The sequence below is a fragment of the Cupriavidus sp. UYPR2.512 genome, from assembly GCF_000379565.1.
In the GTDB taxonomy this organism is placed as follows: domain Bacteria; phylum Pseudomonadota; class Gammaproteobacteria; order Burkholderiales; family Burkholderiaceae; genus Cupriavidus.
This window is the reverse complement of sequence record NZ_KB902852.1, coordinates 201,735-221,060: the sequence shown is the minus strand read 5'-3', so window position 1 is coordinate 221,060 and position 19,326 is coordinate 201,735. Positions and strand designations below refer to the sequence as shown.

Sequence of the window (19,326 nt, the reverse complement as noted above, 5' to 3'; positions counted from 1 at the left end):
CCGGACGTCAACGCCGGTGCTGGCTGAAGAACTGCCACATCATCATGCTGGCATCCGGGCCGATATCGCTGTGGTAGCCATAGCTGGCGTCGCCGCCACTCCAGGCGTGGTCCAGGCCCTCTACTTCCACCAGCGTCACCAGGTCGCGGCGCCAGCGGCCGAAGCGGTATTCATGGGACCGGCCCGGCGGTTCGTCTTCCGGGTCGGACTGCGCGGGCGGACCGGCGAGCCGGTCTTCCAGGCCGTTGTAAGCCAGGAACTGCCGCGCCAGCAGACGGCCATTGACCGGATGCACGGCATCGTCGGCCAGGCCGTGGATCACCAGCGCGGGCACCTCGGGACCGCCCGGCGTCACGCCGGCGGCATCCAGCAGCCAGGACGGATCGGCGGCCGAGCCTTGCTGCATGGCCCGCAGGCCGGCGCGCGGATTGTCGGCCGCGCCGATGACCACGCCGGAATGCAGAGCCGCGGCCGCCACCTTGCCCGGGTAGCGCAACGCCACCACCGCGGCCATGGCCGCGCCGGCGGACATGCCGGCCAGGTAGATCTCGCGCTCGCGCACGTCGTGGCGCGCAGCCAGCGTATCGATCAGCGCGGCCACCGCCTGCGCCTCGCGTCCGCCCTCGGCCGCACCCAGGTCGAACCACTGCCAGCAGCGCTGCACCTGGCGCCGCAAGGGCTGTTGCGGGTAGGCCACGATAAATCCCTCGCGCTCGGCCAGCGCATTCATGCGGGTGCCGGCCGACAGGTCATCCGGCGTCTGGCGGCAGCCATGCAGCAGCACCACCACCGGCAACGGGCCGCGATGCGCCTTGGACGGTATGTAGAGGTAATACGAGAGTTGCGGCACCAGTTCACCCGGCAGCGGCGCCAGGCGCAGCCTGTGCGCCTGCCAGGTACCGGGCAGGGAACCCGGCGCGGGTGCCGGACGGGCGGGCCGGACTTTGCCCGGCGCGCCGGCAGGGCGAGCCGGTGTAAGCGGATTCAGCGAATCCATGCGGTCCAGCCAGGACTTCACCTGGGCTTCCGTGCGGGCTTGCACCCGGCTCAGTCGCCGGATCCGCGCGTGCCAGTCAGCGGCAAGGCTTTTGGTCATGAGGACTCCTGGTCGTGTGACGGAATCTCCCCCTACACCTTTATTGTTGCGTTGCAGCATATCACAACCCGCCTTACGCCCGCCGGCGTGCTCCCGCCGTGATGGCACAAATGCAACACGCCTCGCGCTCGCGATGCGAAATTTCTAAATTAGCCATACGAAAGAATGCAGATCGCAGCGAGATGGCTTGCGTTGCCGGCATCTTATACTTGGCCATCGCCACCGGAGGACAATGACACCATGCCAGAAAGCGGCGCCCCAGCCTGCCTGCTCTGCCTCTTTCGCCACGTTTGCCACAGCGCCGAAGCGCAAGCCACTCTGTCGCACGCGCCGATGGCGCTGCTGCCGGAGCGGGTTGAGGTGCGCACGGGCGAGCATGTGTTCCGCCAGGGCCGCCCTGCGCTGACGGTCTACCCCCTGCCATGGCAGCGCTAAGCAGGTCTATGAATCGCCGCTGGGCTGGCGGCAGGTAACGGGTTTTTCGCTGCCTGGCGATGTGCTGGGGCTTGAGCCGCACGAAGGCCCGGTCCACGGGACTGGTGCAATCGCATTGCAGGATGCCGTGGTCTGTGCGGTATCGGTCGAATCCCTGCGCACGCTCATGCAGGCCGCCCCATTTCGTGAAACGGTACTGGAAGCGATGCGCCGCAATGCCGAGCGCGAACGCGTGCTGCTGGTGGCGGTGGGATCGATGAAGGCGGCGCAGCGCCTGGCCATGCTGCTGCTTGACCTGGCCGGCGAGCAGGCGCGCCGCGACGGCAACCGCGACGGCGCGCTGACGCTGGCCATGTCGCGCACGGACATCGCCAGCCTGCTCGGGCTGACCCTGGAAACGGTGTCGCGGCTGCTGTCGCGCTTTGCCTCGGTCGGGCTGATCTCGGTGCGCCAGCGGCACCTGCGCATCATCGACCGCGACGGGCTGGCCTCGGTCTATGCCGACCTGGATCCGGCCCCGCGCCAGGCGGTGGCCAGATCAGACGCCCGCGGCGTGGAGCTCGGCGAACCCCGGCTGGCCTAGACGGCTGGCCGGAGCGCAAGTGCCGAGAGGGCTCAGCGGTCCACGACGCGCTGCCAGCCGGCCGGCGAGAAACTGCGGATGGTCTTGGCGCGCGATGCCGTGCCGGGCCCGAGGTCGCGCTCATAGAACACGCGGTCGCTGCCAAGCATGAAGGTATGCACGCCGGTATCGGCATAGCGGGCCGGCCAGGCAATCAGGCCGTACTTGGCGTCGCTGCCCTTGGCCGGCGGCAGGATCCGGTAGTGGTAGCCGTAGAAAGCGTCTGCGGCGGGCGTATCCGGGCTCATGGCAAGCGCGTCGGGGCCGATCGGGCTCGCGTCCTGCTCGCTGGCCGCGGGCCAGTACAGGCCATTGGTCTTGCCCGGCGCGCTGATCAACTGGGTTGCGTAGCGCCCCTGCCCCACCTGCTCCGCGTAGCGCTGCTGGGCATCGGCCAGCTGCAGCAGCGTTTCCATCGTCACCAGTTCATTGCGCCCGAGGCGGCGGCGGCGCACTTCCTGCTGGCCGGCACGCAGGTCGAACTGCCAGCCGTTCTTCTGCTTCGCCAGTGGCACAGGGAACGTCCATCCGCTCTGCCCGACCGCGATCAGCGCGCGGCGCTCGCCATCGGGCTGCACGGCATGGTGGCGCGCCCAGGCGCCAAGGAATTCGTAGACGTCGTCCCGGTCGATGGAGCCCTCTGGCACCAGCGACTGGTATTGCTTGCCCAGCACGCGCTGCAGGGCGCCGCCGTCGCTGCGCGCGATGGCATCACCCAGTGCCTCGGCGGCCGCGTCAGGGCTCGGAAAGACCTGCTGGGCCATCACCGGCAGGCCCAGGGACAGGGCCGCGGCCGCCACCAGCGCGCGCGCTCCGGCTGCCGCAGAGAAGGGATTTCCGGTCATGTACATCATGATTTACCTCCGACCATGGCCGAAATGTTCGCCGCCGCCAGGCTGGCCGCCACCGCCGCCCAACCCACCACCCTGGCGCGCGCCGCCGTCCTGGTGAAACCCGGCCGGGCGCGCATGCGGCGCTTCCCGCTGCGGCGTCGCCGCGCGCTGGGTCTGCTGGCGCACGCGGTCGCCGTTGCCGGCATCGCGCAGCGCGCTGTCCCGGTTGGCACTGTGGGCACGGTCGCGGGCCTGGGCCTGGTCTGCGCGCTGGCGGTCGGCACCGGCTGGCCGCGGATTCTGCACGCCACCACCGGCGGCACCCGGCCGCGAGCGCTCTGCCGCCTCGCCCGCATGGCCCGGTATGGATTGTCCGGTACGGCCCTCGAACGATTGCGCGGCGCGCTCACGCGCCTGGTCGCGCTGCGAAGGCTGGCGCTGCACCCCGCCGCCAGCGGTCCCCACGCGCTGGCCGGGTTGCGCACCTTGCTGCCGGCTGGCGAGGCCAGACTGGCGCTGCTGGTCATAGCGACCGCGCACCGCCGCATTGTTGTAGGGCACGTTGCCGCGGTTGGCCGGGTTGTGCTGCCAGTTCACGTTGGCACGATTAACGTCCAGGCGCTGGTTGACATTGATGTTGTTGTAGCGGTTCACATTGATGTTGACGTCGTGGCCATGCCAGTCGAACCCGCCCCACATCGCATCGACCGCCGCCACGCCAAGCCCGAAGCCGATGCCCGCTACCAATGCCGTGGCAAACACGGATCCGGGCGGCGGCGGGTAGTAGGCCGGCGGATACGCGGGGTACGCCCAGGTGCCGTAGACCGTGGTCGGGTTGTAGGCCGGCACGTACACCACCTGCGGATTGGCCGGCTCGATCTGCACGATCGTGGTTCCGCCAGTGGTCTGCGTAACGACCTTCTGCTGCTCGGTCGTCTTCAGCGTGCCGGCTTTCTGCGCCTGCGCCCGCAGTCGCTGCACCGAATCCATCACGTCGTTGGGCTGGGCCAGGAACGCGTCGCCGACCGACTGCACCCACTGCGGCTGGCGGCCCATCATGTCGAGCACGGACGGAAACGCGGCCAGCGACTGCACGCTGGGGTCCCAGGCCTGGCTGGCGACCGCCTTGGTCGCGGCATCGCCAGACAGACTGGGATTGGCCTTGGACCATTGCGCCGCGGCCGCGACATCGGCTGGATAGGTGGCCGCCATCAGCACCTGTGACAGCAGCGCATCGGGATACAGCGCAATCGGCGCGGTCAGCTGGTCAAGCTGGGCATTGCTCAGCCTGGACTGCGCCATCGCTGGCCCGTGCGGCGCCATCAGCATCAGTGCCAGGCACCATGCGAAGAGGTGTTTGAAACAGTGCATATCGGCTCCCCACAAATACCCAGGTGACGGCCTGCTGCCGGGGGCGCCTCAGCGGCGCTGCTGCGCGCATTCCTGGCGATAAGCCTCTTCCAGGCGCTTGCGATCTGCCTGGCGTTCCAGTGTCGGATATGTGCGCCCGTCGGCCGTGGTTACCGACGACTTGCCGGAGGACCACTGCGACCCGCCGGGCAGCGCGTTGATCTGGTCCAGCAATGACTGGCAGTGTTGCCGCTGTGACGCGGACAACGTCCCATCAGGTCCTTCCACCACGGCCGTGGCTTCGTCCAGCATCCGCGGCGGCGGCGGGGCCACCATCGGAGTGCCGGCGGCCGCGGCCGCCGATGCAGCACCGGCCGCCCATGCCGGGACAACCACCATGGCGGCGCATGCCAGCACGCCCGCCTTGCTCAGAAACTTCGTCAAACCAATACTCCAGAACCCTCCGCGGTACGTGGAACCGACACCGCGGCGCATTGCAAGAACCGTCCGCCGCTAGCGATCCTTGCCAGTGCCATTGCGGCGGCCGGTACGGTTGCGCATCAGCTCAAGCTTGAGCAGCGCGTCCGCAAGCATACTCTTCAGCCGGGCATTCTCTTCCTGCAGCTCGCGCAACTTGCGGCCCTCACGTGCCTCACCCTGGTTGGGCTGGCCGTAACGGGCACGCCATCCGTAGAACGAAGCATCGCTGAAACCATAGCGCGCGCACAGCTCACGCACTGGCACGCCGCTGGCCGCCTCGGCCAGGTAGCTGCGGATCTGCTCTTCCGAATACCGTCTGTTCACGAATCTCTCCGCATCACAACAGCGGGCCACAAGCGGCACCAGCCGCGCCGCCAACCGTGCCGACTCTGGCCCTACGTTAGCCCAGGGCCGCGCCAAAAGGCAATTCAGTGTCTTCGCTGCGCGAGTTAAGAAAATTATCTCTGCGCACGCTGCCGCCGGCGCTGGCGCGGATTGCCAAATTTCGTTAAACCAATTTGGAATCTAGTTAGACCATTAGCGCTGCGCATCGCGGAAACGGAGATGCCAGCCGCCCGTAAAACATGGGCATGATGGCCTTGTGCGCGGCGGTGGTCGCGCATGAATCGCCCCGAAACCCCGATTTCAAGCTATGTATTGATGTACAGACAAAGAACGGGCTGAACCAAATTAGAAGACTGCCATCAATTCAAGTTTCTATGACTTTCGCTGAGCATGTATTAAGCTTCTTCGGCACAACTAAATTTCGCACGCCTTCGCGCGGCGCCCTGGGTGGCGCCGGCAGAAGAGCGGCCAGGCAGCCGGCACCACCCTGACGTGGTACGGTGCGCATTCCACGCTGCCAACCTGTACCGGGCCTGAAGGATCGAGTCGTCACTGCGCCATTTGTCGACGCAAGTCGGACATTTAGGAGTCGTGCCATGCGTTTTCGCAGCATCCTGCCCGGGCCTTTGCCCCCCTGGTCTTCATCCGGACATGCCCGCATCGCGCGCCGTGCATGCCGCTTGCGCCTGCCCCTGTCAGGGGCCGAATCATTGCCCTGACATCTGGCGGCTCTTGCGCCCCATGTCCGACGCAGCGCTGTACGCGCCGGACAAATAAGAAAAAAGCGAAAACAAAGTCATGGATCGGGAGAAGTCGCAATGCGTCACGTCAGCACGAAGTTGTTGCATGTCTTTGTCCTCGTCATGGAATACCGGGACCTCAGCGCCGTGGCGGCCTGCACGCAGGGACGCGTGCCCACGGTGGCCTACAGCCTCGCGCGCTTGCGCGAAATCACCGGCGATCCGCTGTTCGTCAAGCGCAACGGGATGCTCGAACCCACTCCGCATGCCCTGCGCCTGGAACAGACGGCGCGGCAGATCCTGGCCAAATGGAACCAATTGGTGCGCCCCGGCGACTCTGGCCTGAGCAAGCGCCGTGACGACGGCAGGCGCGTTTCGATCGGCTTCTCATCGTCGATCGGCGACCCGGTCATCACCGAAATCCTGACGGCACTGTGCGAGCAGTTTCCGCAAGACAGCTTTGTCACGCGTCCGGTGATTGCCGACGCCGTCCTTGCCGGCCATCTCGGCAGCGGCGAACTGGACTGCGCCTTCGTCGTCGACAGCGGCCACGATCCCGAACGCGTGCGCCAGCACAACATCATGGCCACGCCGCGCCGGCTGGTGAGCGCCACGCGCGGCGGCAGCCATGACGAAGGCGAAAGCGACTGGATCCTGCTGCAGGAAGACTGCGAGGCCGGCAGCCCGCTGCGGACCTTCCTGAGCCGCCAGGCCAGCACACCGGGACATCGCGAGACCGTGGTCCCGTCATGGCATACCCAGATCACGCTGCTGCATTCAGCCGGGGGCATCTGCCCGGTGCTGGACTTCAACGTGCCGCTGGTCACGCGCGAGCGCAAGACGCGCCTGCTGGCACCGCCAAGCAGCTTCCCGGAATGGGCCGCACTGCATTTCTGGGCACCGGAGCGCAGCGGCGACAAGGGCGTGCTGCGCGACATCATGGATGTCGGCAGCGCCGTGCTGCGCGACCCGCTCAAGGCCATCGACGGCCGCCGCAACGGGCGCCCCGCAGCCTATACGCAGCCCGCTCTGGCCTGACGCAACTCCCGCAGCACAGGCGCCCGGAAGGCGCTGGCAGCCACATGGCGCCAGCGCCTTTTTCTTTGGCTGCGCAGCAATGGCGGCGTTTTTATTACAGTCTTGAGACATTTTTTCGAGCGCTGACCTTGCGCTACACTCGCGCGGCTTCGGCCGGTGCAGGCCGTTGTGCCACGGCGGCGCTTTGCGAATCCTCCTAGTTTCCCCAGACCGCGCAGCCGATACCCTGCAAGGGCATTGCTGCGGTCCGGCCGTCTCCCGTTTGGCCCGGTCCCGGGGCAATGCGCGCAGTTGTCTGGCGTCGTATTGTTTGGCGTCGTTTTTGCGCCGCACGTCTCGCTGACGTGCGGCGTTTTCTTGATGCCGGCGCTGCCACGAACCTGAATCGAGGAGCAACCAGATGACATTGAGGATCCTGCTTGCCGACGACCACCCCCTGGTCAGCGCGGCCGTCGCGGACCGCCTGCATACCCAGACCGGGTGGGAGGTGTGCGGCAGCGTGACCAGCGCGGCGGCCTTGCTGAACGGCGTGGAAAGCCTGCGTCCCGATGTCGTGATCACCGACTACCACATGCCCGCGCAGGGCGAGGGCAACAGCGACGGCCTGCGCCTGCTTGCCAGCCTGCGGCGGCGGCATCCGTCGCTGGCCGTGATCGTGCTGACCATGATCACCAATCCGCTGGTACTGCGCTCCATCCTCGACACGCAGGTGCACGGCCTGCTGCTCAAGGACTCGCCGCTGTCAGAACTGGTGACCGTGGTTTGCCGTATCCAGCGGGGCTTCCACTACATCGGCAAATCCGCGCTGGAAATACTGTCGCAGGCCGATCCGGGCAACCCGGTCGCACCTGGCCAGGCCAGCGCGGAGCGCCTGTCCCGGCGTGAAATGGAAGTATTGCGGCTGTACCTGACCGGCCGGTCCGTGAGCGCGATCGCCATCCTGCTCTGCCGCAGCGTCAAGACCATCAGCCGGCAGAAGAACTGCGCCATGCAGAAGCTCGGCGTCACCAACGATCGGGAACTGTTCGAATTTGCAGCGCTTAACGGCATGCTGCTGACTGCCTGAGCGCCAGCGGCACGGGCGCAGCCGCGTCAGGCGGCGTCGGCTGCCTGTGCCGCGTTGGCCTGCGCGTATGCGATGCCGGCCTCCAGCCGCGCCAGGCCGCGCGACAGCTCGCGCATGGTCGACGGCGACACCTCCGCAAGCACATCCTCCAGAAAAGCTGAGCGCAGCGGCATGGCGTGCGCCACCACCTGCTGGCCGGTCCGTGACAGCGTGACATGCGTCACGCGGTTGTCGCGTTCCGAGGTGCTGCGCTCCACCCAGCCAAGTTCCTGCATGGCCTTGAGCTGGCGCGTCAGCGCGCCCGGGTCCATGCCGACCAGGTCAGCCAGCGCCTTCTGGCCGATCGCGCCCTCCTGGTGATGCAGCGCATGCAAGATGCGCCAGCGGGGCAGCGGCAGCCCCAGGCGCTGCTCGAATGCGGCCGCGTAAGCGCGGTAGGTGCGGCCGAACTGCTGCAGTACGGCCACGCTTTGTCGCTCCAGTTCCATCCGTATTCCTCAGGTTAGGTTGCAGGCCGGCGCTTCAGTCGGCGGCCATGGCGGGCGCCGGCGCCCGGCCCAGCTTGATCGACGGTACCCGGCGGGCGCACCACACGCCCAGCGCGGCGGCCACCGCAGCCACCACCAGGCCGAGGTGGATGGCACTGACCAGCGACACGCGCGCCTGCTCCAGCAGCAGGGCGCCATTGTGCCCGGCTTGCTCCAGCTGGCCGAGCAACGCGACTTGCGACGCCTTGTCGATCAGCACCTGCGGGTCCGCCATGCGCGCTGTCCACTGCCCGGCATTGACGGCGGACAGCGCATGCTCCACGCCACCGGTATAGCTGCGCGTGACCAGCGTGCCCACGATCGCGGTGCCCACCATACCGCCTACCATGCGCAGCGATTGCAGCATGGCCGTGGCAATGCCAAGGTGTTCGCGCCCTGCCGTCTGCTGCGCAAACACCGTCAGGTTCGGCATGATGAAGCCGAGCCCGAACCCGCCGATCAGCATGATCGTCAGCAAGACGCCATGCGGCATGCTGCGCGTGGCCTGCGACAGGCCCACGCAGGACACTGCCAGCATGCCGAAGCCGGCATAGAGCATGGTGTTCGGGCGGCGAATGCGCGTGACGATGCGGCCGTTGAGAATGCTGCCCGCGGTGATGCAGACCACCAGCGGTGTGATCAGGATGCCCGCCTCCTTCGGCGAATAGCCAAAGCCGCCCTGGAACAGCAGCGGCGCATAGAGCAGCAGCGAGAACATGGTGAAGCCCGTAAACACCGCCAGCAGGAACAGCGGCGCCAGCCCCGGGTTGCGGAACATCTCCACTGGCAGGATCGGGTTGGCGCAACGCTGCTCCCACTGCCATAGCGCCACCAGTGCCAGCGCCGCCAGCACCAACAAGCCGCTGGTATAGGCGTCGAACCCGCGCGCCGGCAGCAGTTCAACGCTCAGCTGCACGCACCCCAGCCCGGCTGCGATCAGCAAGGCACCCAGCCAGTCCACGCGGATCGGCCCGCTGTGCGCCTGCTGGCGCAGGTGCGGCAGGTAGCGCCACGCAAACCACAGCCCCAGCACGCCCACCGGGAGGTTGACATAGAACACCGCGCGCCAGCCGTACCACTCCGTCAGCAGCCCGCCCAGCGACGGCCCGACCGCATTGGCAATGCCGAATGCCGCGCTCAGCATCACCTGCCAGCGCAGCCGCACATGCGCATCCGGAAACAGGTCGGCAATGCAGGCAAAGGCGGTGCCGACCAGCATGCCGCCGCCAATCCCCTGCAGCGCGCGCGCCAGTACCAGGAACGGCATGCTCGGCGCCATGCCGCACAGCGCCGAGGCCACTGAGAAGACCACGATCGATGCCAGCACGAACGGCTTGCGCCCGTAATAGTCCCCGAGCCGCCCGAATACCGGCACGGTGATCACCGACGTCAGCAGATAGGCCGTGGCTACCCAGGCGTAGTACTCGAAGCCTTGCAGCTCGGCCACCACAGTCGGCAGCGCCGTGCCGACCACGGTCTGGTCCAGCGCCACCAGCATCACCACAAAGGCCACGCCCAGCATGGCCAGCAGGGACTCGCGAAATGGCAGCACCTGGGCGTTGGCCTCGGACCTTTCTGGCTGTGGAGTCACTTTATTGCCCAATCAATCATTGTATTGTCAAGCATTATAGACACAGATTGGCCGGCCTCGTCATGGCGCGACCAAATTTAATGCCTCATCTGCTGGGAAGTCCGCAGGTAGGTCAATCGGAGCTGGCTCCAGATCGCGGGCGGTCGTGTCGTTGTGCAGATCCGCGCATCGGGGGCTGCGCTACGCGCCCGTCCTAAGCACAGCGACGACCCCGTCCTAACAGCGTTAGGTTCGGCGTCATCCGCGACAACGTGTGCGAGCGCAGCGATGCACTCCGTGCCCGTGCCCGTGCCTCCGACCTGCGATGAAGCGTGCGCGCAGCGCAGCCGAAGGCGTCCCACCGATAACCTGGTTAGTAGGCTGCCAACAACCTAAAGTCGGGTTCGTCCAATAATCGCAATTTATGGCCAGCCGCCCAGGCGACGCGTTTCTTGCCTACTTCTTGTCGCTCGGACAAGAAGTAGGTCGCCGGCTACGCCGGCGAAACAGCCCACGTCCGTCAAGCACGACAACCACCCGCAGTGCCAAAGCAAAAAATCACCGCCGCTAATCGGCGAAGATGGTATGAACAAGCCCCGTCCCGAGCCGTAGCGAGAAAGCTGAGGCCTCATGCATCTGTGGCCCCCCAGGACCGAATGGCATCGATGTGCCAGAGTGGTAGGTGTCGCCGCCCCTAGAGGAACGGAGGGACCAGGGAGACGCTCCACGGAAGCAGTATCGCGCCCGGCGCGTGACCGCTCCATCAGGCATGCCTCAAATCCGTCGTATTGTTGGCACCCTGCGTGCCGCCCTGCGACTCCAGCCCATCTGCCAGCTGCTCCAGTTCGGCATGGAAGGCCTGCCAGTCCGCACCAATGGCTACCAGCCCCGAGCACCGGACCGCCTGCTCCAGCCAGCGGCACGCCTGGCTCTGCAGCGCATGGCCCATCACCGACAGCGCTCCGGCCAATCCGTGCAGACGTTGGGCAAACGCTTCGGCGTCCCCCGCCAGCAGCGCCTCGACCAGCGCGCGCTGGTCGCGCCGCAGCGCGTCGGCATGCAGCGACGTGTCGCCGCCTGCATGCTGGCCCGGCGCTGCCCGCGCTGCCATTTGGGCGCCGGACAGGTCTTCCAGCAGCTTGCGCAGCGTCACCAGCCCCACCGGCTTGGTCAGGCATCGGTCGATGCCGGCCTGCTGGCATCGCTCGGCCACATCGGGCGCCACGCTGGCGGTGACGGCAACGATCGGCGTGGCCAGGCCGGCATCGCGCAGGCGCCGCGCCAGCGTGAAGCCGTCCATGCCAGGCATCTGCAGATCGGTCAGGACCAGGTCGTAGTGCCGGCCCGATGCCATCAACAGGGCCTCGGGCCCGTCACTGGCCAGATCGACCTTCTGCCCCAGGTTTTCCAGCTGCTCCCGCATCACCACCTGGTTGATCGGATGGTCTTCCACCAGCAACAGCGCCAGCTGCGCCGCAGGCGCATACTCGCGCGCCGACAGTGGCGCTTGCGTTTGCGTCACCTCCACGCCGGCCGCTGCCGCGATCGCCGCCAGCAAGCCGCGCCATGCATAGGGCGATGCCACCACCGGCGTCTGCGTCAGGTCCGGCACTGCCGGCGCCATGGCCGACACCACCACATCGGCGTCGTTGCAGCGCGACATGGCCGGCTCATCGCACACCAGGACATCGACCGGCGTGGCCGGCGGCGCGTCGGGGTCATACTTGACCGCCCGTGCGCCATAGAACTGCAGCAACTGCTCCACGCCCTGGTAGAGCTCGCGCAAGGTGACATTCAAGCCGACCGTCAGTCCACGCAGCGCGGTCCGCGGCCAGGCGTCGGTTGACGCCGCGGCACCGGCGCTGGCCAGCGGCAGGCTGACGGTAAAGCAGCTGCCCAGGCCGGGCTCGCTGACCACCCGTATCTCGCCAGACATCAGTTCGACCAGCCGGCGGCAGATCGACAACCCGAGGCCTGTGCCGCCGTAGTGGCGCGTATCCGGCTGCTCGGCCTGGACGAAGGGCTCGAACAGCCGGATCTGGTCTCGCCCGGCGATGCCGATGCCGGTGTCGATGACGCGGATTTCCACGCCGCCGCCCGGCTTGCGCATGGCCGCCACGATCACCTTGCCTTGCTCGGTGAACTTCACCGCATTGCTGACCAGGTTGGTCAGTATCTGCTCGAGCTTGACCACGTCAGCCATCACCGGCTCAACCAGCGAAGGATCATTGATGCAGAGCAGCCACAACTGCTTGCGCGCCGCTTCTGCCGCAAAGCGCCGGGTCACGTCCTCGACGACTTCCGCGACGCGGCACGGCCGCAGCTGCAATGACATCTGCCCGGCCTCGATCTTGCTGAAGTCCAGTACGTCATTGATGATGTAGATCAGCGACTGCGACGCGTGCTGCATCACTGCCAGCTGGTCGCGCTGGCGTAAATCGAGCCGGGTCATGCCAAGCAGCTCGATGCTGCCCAGCATGCCATTGAGCGGCGTGCGGATTTCATGGCTCATGGTGGCCAGGAACGAAGACTTGGCGTGGTTGGCGGCATCCGCCGCGCGGATCGCCTCGCGCAAGCGCGCTTCGCTGCGCCGCCCCTCGGTGACGTCGTTGAGGGCGTACAGGACGGCGGCACGGCCTTCGTAGGTAATCTCTACCAGCCGCACCTCCAGCGACCGCATCTCGCCGTTGCGGCCGGCCATGTCCACATCGAAACGGGGCAGTACCTGTGGCGGGCCTTCGGCATTGACGTGGCCGCTGGTCAAGCGCGCGCCGCAGGCATCCTGCAGCTGCGTCAGGCCGGCGGCGCTGGCCTGATCGATGATCGACTTGGCGGCGGCATTGGCCAGCAGCACCTGCCGCGTGCTGCGCTCGACGACCATCAGGCCCACGCCGGCCACTTCAATCACGAAGCGCCCGAGGGCATCGCTTTCCTGCAGGCGCAAGGACTGGCGCTGCGCCGGGCGCATGATGCGGCGGTCGATCAGCCAGATCCACGCCAGGATCAGCATCGACAGCGAGCCGGTCAGGCCCAGCATCCACAAGGCGTTCCGCCGGAACTGCTGCCATAAGTGGCCCAGTCCGACCACGCCGACCGTGCGCCAGCCCCACGCGTCCAGCTGGTATTCCAGCACGACGACATGGTCCAGCAGCCCTTGCCGTACCAGCGCCGAACGCACCCTGCCCGGGCGCGCACCCTGCGCTGCCAGCGATGCCGCGACCGGCTGGCCGAGGGCGGCGGCCGGCATGCCGTCCGCGCTCAGCACCATGCCGGCATCGGTCACCAGCATGAAATCGCCATCGATGGTCTGCCCGTCCGGCAGCATCGGGGACAGCGGGAACTCCATGGCCAGGATCGCGGCCGGCTCGCCACCGGCTTGCACCAGGGTGGCGAAGGTCACGGTGCGCATGCCGCTGACCCAGTCCTGCGCCGGTGGCAGCACCACCGCCTGGCCCGGGTGGGCGCGCAGTCGTGCAACCAGCGCGTCATTGCGCAGGCGCGTGAGCGTGTCACGCAGGAAGGTCTGGCGCACGTCGTCGCGCTGCATGCGCGCGCGTGCCGGGTCCAGCCGGCGCGGGATGACATAGAGCTGATCGGCCCGCAGGTCGACCAGGTAGGCGTTCTGCACCTCGCGGTATTGCAGGTTGTTGACGCGGAAAGTGAACGTCATCATGTCGGCCAGGCTTTTCAGCCTGGCGCCGGGCGCCTTGGCGTGGGCAGGCGGGACCAGCAACGGGATGTACTGGCGGTCGCCCCGGCGTTGCAGGCGGTCGGTCCATTGCTCATCGCTGACCGCAGCCAGCTCATCGGCCAGGCCGATATCGGCAAGCCGCGTCAGCGACCCCTGCGCGCGCACGGCCAGTGCCTCGGCCCAATGCAGCTTTGCCTGCAATTGCTCGGACTGCGACTGCAGCACCATCTCCTGCCGCTCGACCGCCTCGTGCAGGCGATAGCGCAGCAGCATCCCCCAGGACAGTACGGTCAGCCCCAGCACACAGGCCGAGAACAGGCAGACCAGATAACGTATCTGGCGAATGCTCAACGGCAACGCAGAGCTGCTGTCGATCGACATCAGCCGTTTCATTGCATACCTCGTCTCAGTATCGCGACTGCCCGGAGCATCCGGCCAGTGCATGGGTCGTAGTGCGCGTGGCGGCAAGCCGCGTGCCGCGCCTCACAACATGCCGCGCTGGATGGCAAAGGCGGCAAGCTCCACGTCGTTCTCGGCGCCGATCTTGCGCATGACGCTCTGCTTTTGCGTGCTGATCGTCTTGACGGTCCGGCCGGTGCGTACGGCGATCCCGGTAACGGACATGCCCGACAGGTAGAGCCGCAGCACTTCGCTTTCACGCCTGGTCAGCAACTCCGCCCAATCGCCGCCGTCCGACGGACCGCTGCAGGGCCTGCCCCAGATCAGCGTGCAAGCGATTTCCGAAACGGAAGCCAGCCCCAGATATGCCATCCAGACCGCCTTCATGACTTCGTCGAGGCTGTCCCTGGCGGTCACGACATTGCGGCAGCCGTCCCTGAGCAGCTGCAGCACGCCGGCACGGTCGGCGACGTTGGCGATCGCAACCACGCGCTGCCCGCCCAGCTCGGCGAGCCGCGTGCCAAGGCGTGCGTAGCCGCAAGGCTCGGGCTCATTGGTGTCCCCAAGCGGGTAACGCAGTGCCACGACATCACACGAGCCATGCTGCAGCGCTTGCACCAGGCTCGGTTCGTCGCCCACCAGGCCAGCCAGTTCGATGCAGGCGCTGGCCGCGAGCCGCCGGCCCAGAAGGCGCCGCATGACAGGTTGCGAGTCCGCGACGAGCACCCGGATATTTTCCATGGCCACCTTACGCTCCAGCGTTGTCATTCCTGCATTCAGGATGAACCATGCGCCTGGCTTTCGAAATCAGCCAAGCCTGAAATGAGCAGGGAAACTTCCGAGCAGATGGATAGCGCAGGTGCCGCCGCACGGCAGGAGAGGGCCGGCGTCAGCGCCGCCTGGCGTGCTATTCAGCGGAGGGAGGGAAAATGCGACGCGGCCCGACCGGCCCGCAAGGCAGGGATGACGCCAGGATCAGGTGCCGCCCAGCAGGCCGTTTGTCCTGGCGTACTCATAGAGCTCGTAGTCGTTGGTCAGGCCCAGCTTCTTCATGGCAATGCTCTTCTGCGCGCTGATGGTCTTGCTGCTGCGGTTGGCCTGGCGCGCAATCTCGATGACCGGGACACCGGCTGCACACTGCCGTATCACTTCCAGTTCGCGGCGCGTCAGGACCGGCCGGTGCGACGGCTCATCCAGGCCGCCCGAAGCCAGGATCGCGCGCACCGATGCCGGCTGGTAGCTCAGCCCGCTGAACGCGGCACGCACCGCCGGCACCAGTTCCTGGACCGGATCGGTCTTGTTCAGGATCACGGAAATGCCGGCCTTCTGGATATTGCGAATCAGCGCCGGATTATCCAGCATGGTCATTACGACGATCCGGGTGGTGGGATAACGGCGGCGCAACATCTGCAGCATCGGCAGGCCGTCGCCAAACTGGCCGCCCGGCATGGAGTAGTCGGTCACGATAACGTCGCAATCCGTGCTTTCAAGCAATTCCACCAATTGGGTGGAATTTGCGGCACTTCCGACGATTTGCGTGCCCACTTCGTTCGCCAGCACCCGGCTCATCCCGTCAAGCACGACGGGGTGGTCATCTGCGATGATTACCTTGATCATTTACGATCCCCCTTGTTTTTATCGGTTCTGCCGGCCGCCTACCTGTGCGCCGCCGAACCGTGCCGGCATTCAATGCCGGTCATCTTCGCTGATCTGAATATTAGGAGTCTTCCGAAAAACCCGAATTAAGGTATTCCTTAAATAGTATCCGGCCAATCGCGTCGGGCCGCATCCGGGCTGCCTTCATGGTTTTCAGGATCGTCAAAGTATGCGGCAAGATACAACGCCAGGTTGTCGACATGGGCTTGCACGGCTGCCAGCGCCTGGGCGGCATCCAGCTCCAGTTCCCGGCACAGTTCGACCATGTCCTCGCCATCTTCGGCATGCGCCATGGCCCCCCTCATACGATGGGCATGATCGCGGATTGCCTTCAGTTCCCCGCTGGCTGCCGCGGCGGATAGTTGCTTGAAATCCTCACGCATGGTGCGCTCCAGCAACGCCATGCTGGCAACCTTATCCTCCACGCCGGCGGAGCCAGCCGCGCCCGCGGCCCCTTGTGCCAGGCCGGGTACATGCGCCGGCAGCGCGGCGCGCAGACACTCGGCCAGGTCGCCCAGCAGGATCGGCTTGGACAGGTAGCGATTCATGCCGGCTTCCAGGCAGCGCTCGGCCTCACCCTGCGCGATGCTCGCGGTAAGCCCGACGATGGGCAGCGTTGCCCCCTGCGCGCGCAGCCTGCGGCTCAGTGCGTAGCCGTCCATGCCGGGCATGTGGACATCCGTCAGCATCAGGTCAAACTTGTGCCGGCGCAACACTGCAAGCCCTTCTTCGCCGCTGGCCGCAAGCGTCGGCCGGCAGCCAAGGCGCTCAAGCTGCTGCTGCATCAGCAGCCGGTTGTAGGGATGGTCGTCGACCACCAGTATCTCCAGCCCCAGCTGCGGCGTGGGGTCGGCAGGCGCAGCCAGCGGCGGCGCACTGACCGGCGTCATGCCGGCCGCCTTGCAAAACGCCCGCAGGATGCCCGCCTGATGATAGGCATTGACCAGCCAGCTGCCGGCGATCAGCTGTGGTTCCGCCGGACCGTCGACGCGCGTAAAGACCACGCCGGCATAGCCTTCGGGAATGGCCTCGATGTGGCGCGTGGCAACGAGCAATACCATGCCCGGTTCCGGCGCCGGCCCACGGCAAGCGACTGCCCTGCAGCCCATGGCGCGCAGATTGTCGATGGCATGGCTGCGGATCTCGTCATTTTCCGACAGCACGGCCACCGGCGGCAGCACGGGCTCAACCTGTTCGCGCGGCCCGGCTTCCGGCAACCTGAGCAATACCCGGAAGACGCTGCCCTTGCCCGGTTCGCTTTGCACGGAAATACTGCCGCCCATCAGGGCGGCCAGGCGCCTGCAGATCGACAAGCCCAGGCCCGACCCGCCAAACCGCCTTGCGGTGGAAGCATCTGCCTGCACGAAAGGCTCAAACAGTCGCGCCTGGACCTCTGGCGCAATGCCTGGCCCGGTATCCGCCACCTCAAGCCGGATGCCGATCCTGCCGTCGGCATCCGGCGCTTCGCTCTGTGGCGCGCGCTGCAGGCGCACGATGACATGGCCCTCTGCCGTGAATTTCAGCGCGTTGCCGAGCAGGTTATCGATAATCTGGCGCACCCGCACCGGATCCCCGACCAGGCAAGGCAAGCCGGGCTGTGGATAGAACGGCAGCGCAATGCCTTTTTGCAGCGCGATCGGCGCCTGCGCGCGAACCGTCGATTCCAGCAGGTCGACCGGATCGAACGGCACGGCGTCCAGTTCGATCTGGCCGGCTTCCGCGCGGGAGTAGTCCAGCAGGTCATCCAGTATCTGCAGCAAGACCTGCGACGAGGACTGGATGGTCGACAGCATCTCGCGCTGGCTGTGCGCCAGCTTTGTCAGGGACAGCAGCTCCAGCGTGCCCAGCATCCCGTACAGCGGCGTCCGGATTTCGTGACTCATGGCGGCCAGGAACTGCGATTTGGCGGCGCTTGCCTCATCCGCCAGCTGGCGTGCGCGCGAGAGCGCGCGGTGCGCTTCGCGTTCGTCGGTGACATCATGGATCGCACACAGCAGTACGTCTTCACCCTCGAAGCGGGTGTGGCGGCCGACTACCAGCAAGTCGCGCGGTGCCCCGTGGTCGGATGGCACCTGCAGCTCCAGCCGCGCGGGCTGGTCACCCCGCCGCGCCAGCATCTCGTCCAGCCATGGCCGGCCCGCCGTGCGCGTGTCGAGCGGCAGCCATTGCGCGGCCAGCGCGTTCTCGACCCGTACATGCGCATCGGCTGTGCGCACCACCCGCAGGCCGACCGGCGCGGCCTGCATCACGGTACGGTTGAAGCGTTCGCTGTCCTCGATCCGTTCAGCGTTTTGCTGCAGCGGCACCAACACCCGGCGCCGCAGCGTGCCGGCACCGGTCAGCACCGCGAGCACACCAAGCCCATAGAGCAGAAGCGCAGCCGCCAGCGCCGGGCCATGATCCGCCAGCGCCTGCGACAGCGGATAAGCGTAGGCCGCGCGCCAGCCATGGTCGCGTGCCATGAGGCCAATCATCAGGCTGCCCTGCTCGAACCAGTAGGCTACGTTTTGCCGGCTGCTGCCCAACTCACGCGCCACCCGCTCACCCAGCGCTTGCGGGCGCAGCCACCCGGCGTCGCTGCCCTGGTACAGCAGCCGCCCTTGCTCATCGAAGAACATTGCGCGCCTGCCTGACGCGGCGTGCGTGGCATCCGGGACGCTGACGTCGCCCATCAGCGCGCGTGCAGGAATGGCAGTCGCGGCATACGCCACGAGATTTCCGCTGGCGTCACGGACTGGCAGGAAGCAGCTCAGGATCGGGCCCCGCTCGATGGTGCCCTGGTATGGTCCGGCCCACAGCGGTGAGGCGACCGGCGTCTCAGGTTGCGCTTCGCGCGACCGGTTCGCCAGCGCTTTGGCCCAGTTGCTGACAACAGCATCGACCAGCGGCCCGCTCAACGCCAGCGCGCCCGGAAGCGCCGGTGTCACGAATGCCTGGCTCCCGTCGGCAGCCAGGAAAGCCGAGCGCATCCCCTCTGGCGCCTTACCCCAGTACGCGCGCTCGAAGATGGCGAATCGAACGATGTGCGAAATCGTGTCGGGATGCTCCGCCGCTGGCGCGGGCGTGCCCGTCAGCATGGTGGCCTGATTGGTCAGGCCAGGCACTTCGACGGTACGGGCACTGCCTGGAGGCAAGCCCGTCAGCATGGCTTCGAGCTGGCCAGCCAGCCGGTCGCTGCGCGCCAGCCGATACTCCGGCCCGGAGATGTCCGCCATGCGCCGGATGAAATACTCGTGCGTGGACTTTACCTCCAGCACCGCTCCCAAATGCAGGCGGCTGGCCGACGCCTGTTCCCAGAGGATGCGCTCGAACAGGCTATGTAAGAACAGGGCAAGGAAGCTGCTGATCACGACGATCAGCAGGGCAACGACAACGGCAAGCAGGCGGCCGTGAACCTGCGTGTTCGCGCGAGACAGCCAGTTGACCATTGGCGACGCTCCTGCTCGGCAACCTGCGTGACGCCGGTCCGGGCACCGGG

Annotated in this window: 15 protein-coding genes; 4 read left to right on the top strand and 11 right to left on the bottom strand. The window is 66.8% G+C overall.

The features are described from left to right. Positions 1-7: 7 nt before the first annotated feature. Complete coding sequence (locus A3A5_RS0100990) at positions 8-1,096, bottom strand: PHB depolymerase family esterase (protein WP_018308801.1); 1,089 nt, start codon at positions 1,094-1,096, stop codon at positions 8-10. Between the two features lie 240 nt (positions 1,097-1,336). On the opposite strand from A3A5_RS0100990, the gene A3A5_RS45540 reads away from it, so the two are divergent. Beyond that, complete coding sequence (locus A3A5_RS45540) at positions 1,337-1,531, top strand: hypothetical protein (protein ID WP_369797725.1); 195 nt, start codon at positions 1,337-1,339, stop codon at positions 1,529-1,531. Between the two features lie 166 nt (positions 1,532-1,697). Then, a complete protein-coding gene (locus A3A5_RS45535; RefSeq protein ID WP_369797724.1) occupies positions 1,698-2,114 on the top strand; it encodes a Crp/Fnr family transcriptional regulator in 417 nt (138 codons plus the stop codon). A gap of 32 nt (positions 2,115-2,146) precedes the next feature. Here A3A5_RS45535 and A3A5_RS0100980 read toward each other — a convergent pair whose 3' ends face one another. The 4 genes from A3A5_RS0100980 to A3A5_RS42960 all read right to left on the bottom strand — a co-directional run bounded on the left by A3A5_RS0100980 (position 2,147) and on the right by A3A5_RS42960 (position 5,140). After that, on the bottom strand, positions 2,147-3,007 hold the full coding sequence (locus A3A5_RS0100980) for a DUF2950 domain-containing protein (RefSeq protein WP_018308798.1): 861 nt from the start codon (positions 3,005-3,007) through the stop codon (positions 2,147-2,149). Positions 3,008-3,010: 3 nt separating this feature from the next. After that, complete coding sequence (locus A3A5_RS0100975; protein WP_018308797.1) at positions 3,011-4,357, bottom strand: DUF3300 domain-containing protein; 1,347 nt, start codon at positions 4,355-4,357, stop codon at positions 3,011-3,013. Positions 4,358-4,405: 48 nt separating this feature from the next. Beyond that, positions 4,406-4,780 carry a hypothetical protein gene (locus A3A5_RS0100970; RefSeq protein WP_018308796.1) on the bottom strand — a complete coding sequence of 125 codons (375 nt, stop codon included), beginning with the start codon at positions 4,778-4,780 and terminating at the stop codon, positions 4,406-4,408. 69 nt (positions 4,781-4,849) lie between these two features. Further along, positions 4,850-5,140 (bottom strand): IS3 family transposase, encoded by a 291-nt coding sequence (locus tag A3A5_RS42960; RefSeq protein ID WP_018308795.1) that lies wholly within the window; start codon positions 5,138-5,140, stop codon positions 4,850-4,852. An 839-nt stretch (positions 5,141-5,979) separates the two neighbouring features. Here A3A5_RS42960 and A3A5_RS0100960 point away from each other — a divergent pair. Continuing rightward, positions 5,980-6,939 (top strand): LysR family transcriptional regulator, encoded by a 960-nt coding sequence (locus A3A5_RS0100960; RefSeq protein WP_018308794.1) that lies wholly within the window; start codon positions 5,980-5,982, stop codon positions 6,937-6,939. 400 nt (positions 6,940-7,339) lie between these two features. Beyond that, positions 7,340-8,005, top strand: coding sequence for a response regulator transcription factor (locus A3A5_RS0100955; protein ID WP_018308793.1), 666 nt, complete (start codon positions 7,340-7,342; stop codon positions 8,003-8,005). Positions 8,006-8,031: 26 nt separating this feature from the next. On the opposite strand, the gene A3A5_RS0100950 is transcribed toward A3A5_RS0100955, so the two are convergent. The 6 genes from A3A5_RS0100950 to A3A5_RS0100925 all read right to left on the bottom strand — a co-directional run bounded on the left by A3A5_RS0100950 (position 8,032) and on the right by A3A5_RS0100925 (position 19,276). Then, entirely contained in the window at positions 8,032-8,493 is a 462-nt protein-coding gene (locus A3A5_RS0100950) for a MarR family winged helix-turn-helix transcriptional regulator (RefSeq protein ID WP_018308792.1), read from the bottom strand. Between the two features lie 34 nt (positions 8,494-8,527). After that, on the bottom strand, positions 8,528-10,054 hold the full coding sequence (locus A3A5_RS0100945; RefSeq protein ID WP_232431251.1) for an MFS transporter: 1,527 nt from the start codon (positions 10,052-10,054) through the stop codon (positions 8,528-8,530). 811 nt (positions 10,055-10,865) lie between these two features. Further along, positions 10,866-14,186, bottom strand: a complete 3,321-nt coding sequence (locus A3A5_RS0100940) for a hybrid sensor histidine kinase/response regulator (RefSeq protein WP_026200331.1) — start codon at positions 14,184-14,186, stop codon at positions 10,866-10,868. Positions 14,187-14,276: 90 nt separating this feature from the next. Beyond that, positions 14,277-14,933: a response regulator transcription factor gene (locus A3A5_RS0100935; protein ID WP_026200330.1), complete on the bottom strand. Its 657-nt coding sequence runs from the start codon at positions 14,931-14,933 to the stop codon at positions 14,277-14,279. Between the two features lie 234 nt (positions 14,934-15,167). Then, a complete protein-coding gene (locus tag A3A5_RS0100930) occupies positions 15,168-15,809 on the bottom strand; it encodes a response regulator transcription factor (protein ID WP_018308788.1) in 642 nt (213 codons plus the stop codon). Between the two features lie 137 nt (positions 15,810-15,946). Further along, on the bottom strand, positions 15,947-19,276 hold the full coding sequence (locus A3A5_RS0100925) for an ATP-binding protein (protein WP_018308787.1): 3,330 nt from the start codon (positions 19,274-19,276) through the stop codon (positions 15,947-15,949). Positions 19,277-19,326: the final 50 nt, after the last annotated feature.

Coding starts and splice junctions, on each gene's coding strand:
- A3A5_RS0100945 (WP_232431251.1), bottom strand. CDS start 10,054: ATGCTGGGCGTGGCCTTTGTGGTGATGCTGGTGGCGCTGGACCAGACC.
- A3A5_RS45540 (WP_369797725.1), top strand. CDS start 1,337: ATGCCAGAAAGCGGCGCCCCAGCCTGCCTGCTCTGCCTCTTTCGCCAC.
- A3A5_RS0100935 (WP_026200330.1), bottom strand. CDS start 14,933: ATGGAAAATATCCGGGTGCTCGTCGCGGACTCGCAACCTGTCATGCGG.
- A3A5_RS0100925 (WP_018308787.1), bottom strand. CDS start 19,276: ATGGTCAACTGGCTGTCTCGCGCGAACACGCAGGTTCACGGCCGCCTG.
- A3A5_RS0100980 (WP_018308798.1), bottom strand. CDS start 3,007: ATGATGTACATGACCGGAAATCCCTTCTCTGCGGCAGCCGGAGCGCGC.
- A3A5_RS0100950 (WP_018308792.1), bottom strand. CDS start 8,493: ATGGAACTGGAGCGACAAAGCGTGGCCGTACTGCAGCAGTTCGGCCGC.
- A3A5_RS0100930 (WP_018308788.1), bottom strand. CDS start 15,809: ATGATCAAGGTAATCATCGCAGATGACCACCCCGTCGTGCTTGACGGG.
- A3A5_RS45535 (WP_369797724.1), top strand. CDS start 1,698: ATGCAGGCCGCCCCATTTCGTGAAACGGTACTGGAAGCGATGCGCCGC.
- A3A5_RS0100955 (WP_018308793.1), top strand. CDS start 7,340: ATGACATTGAGGATCCTGCTTGCCGACGACCACCCCCTGGTCAGCGCG.
- A3A5_RS0100975 (WP_018308797.1), bottom strand. CDS start 4,357: ATGCACTGTTTCAAACACCTCTTCGCATGGTGCCTGGCACTGATGCTG.
- A3A5_RS0100990 (WP_018308801.1), bottom strand. CDS start 1,096: ATGACCAAAAGCCTTGCCGCTGACTGGCACGCGCGGATCCGGCGACTG.
- A3A5_RS0100940 (WP_026200331.1), bottom strand. CDS start 14,186: ATGAAACGGCTGATGTCGATCGACAGCAGCTCTGCGTTGCCGTTGAGC.
- A3A5_RS0100960 (WP_018308794.1), top strand. CDS start 5,980: ATGCGTCACGTCAGCACGAAGTTGTTGCATGTCTTTGTCCTCGTCATG.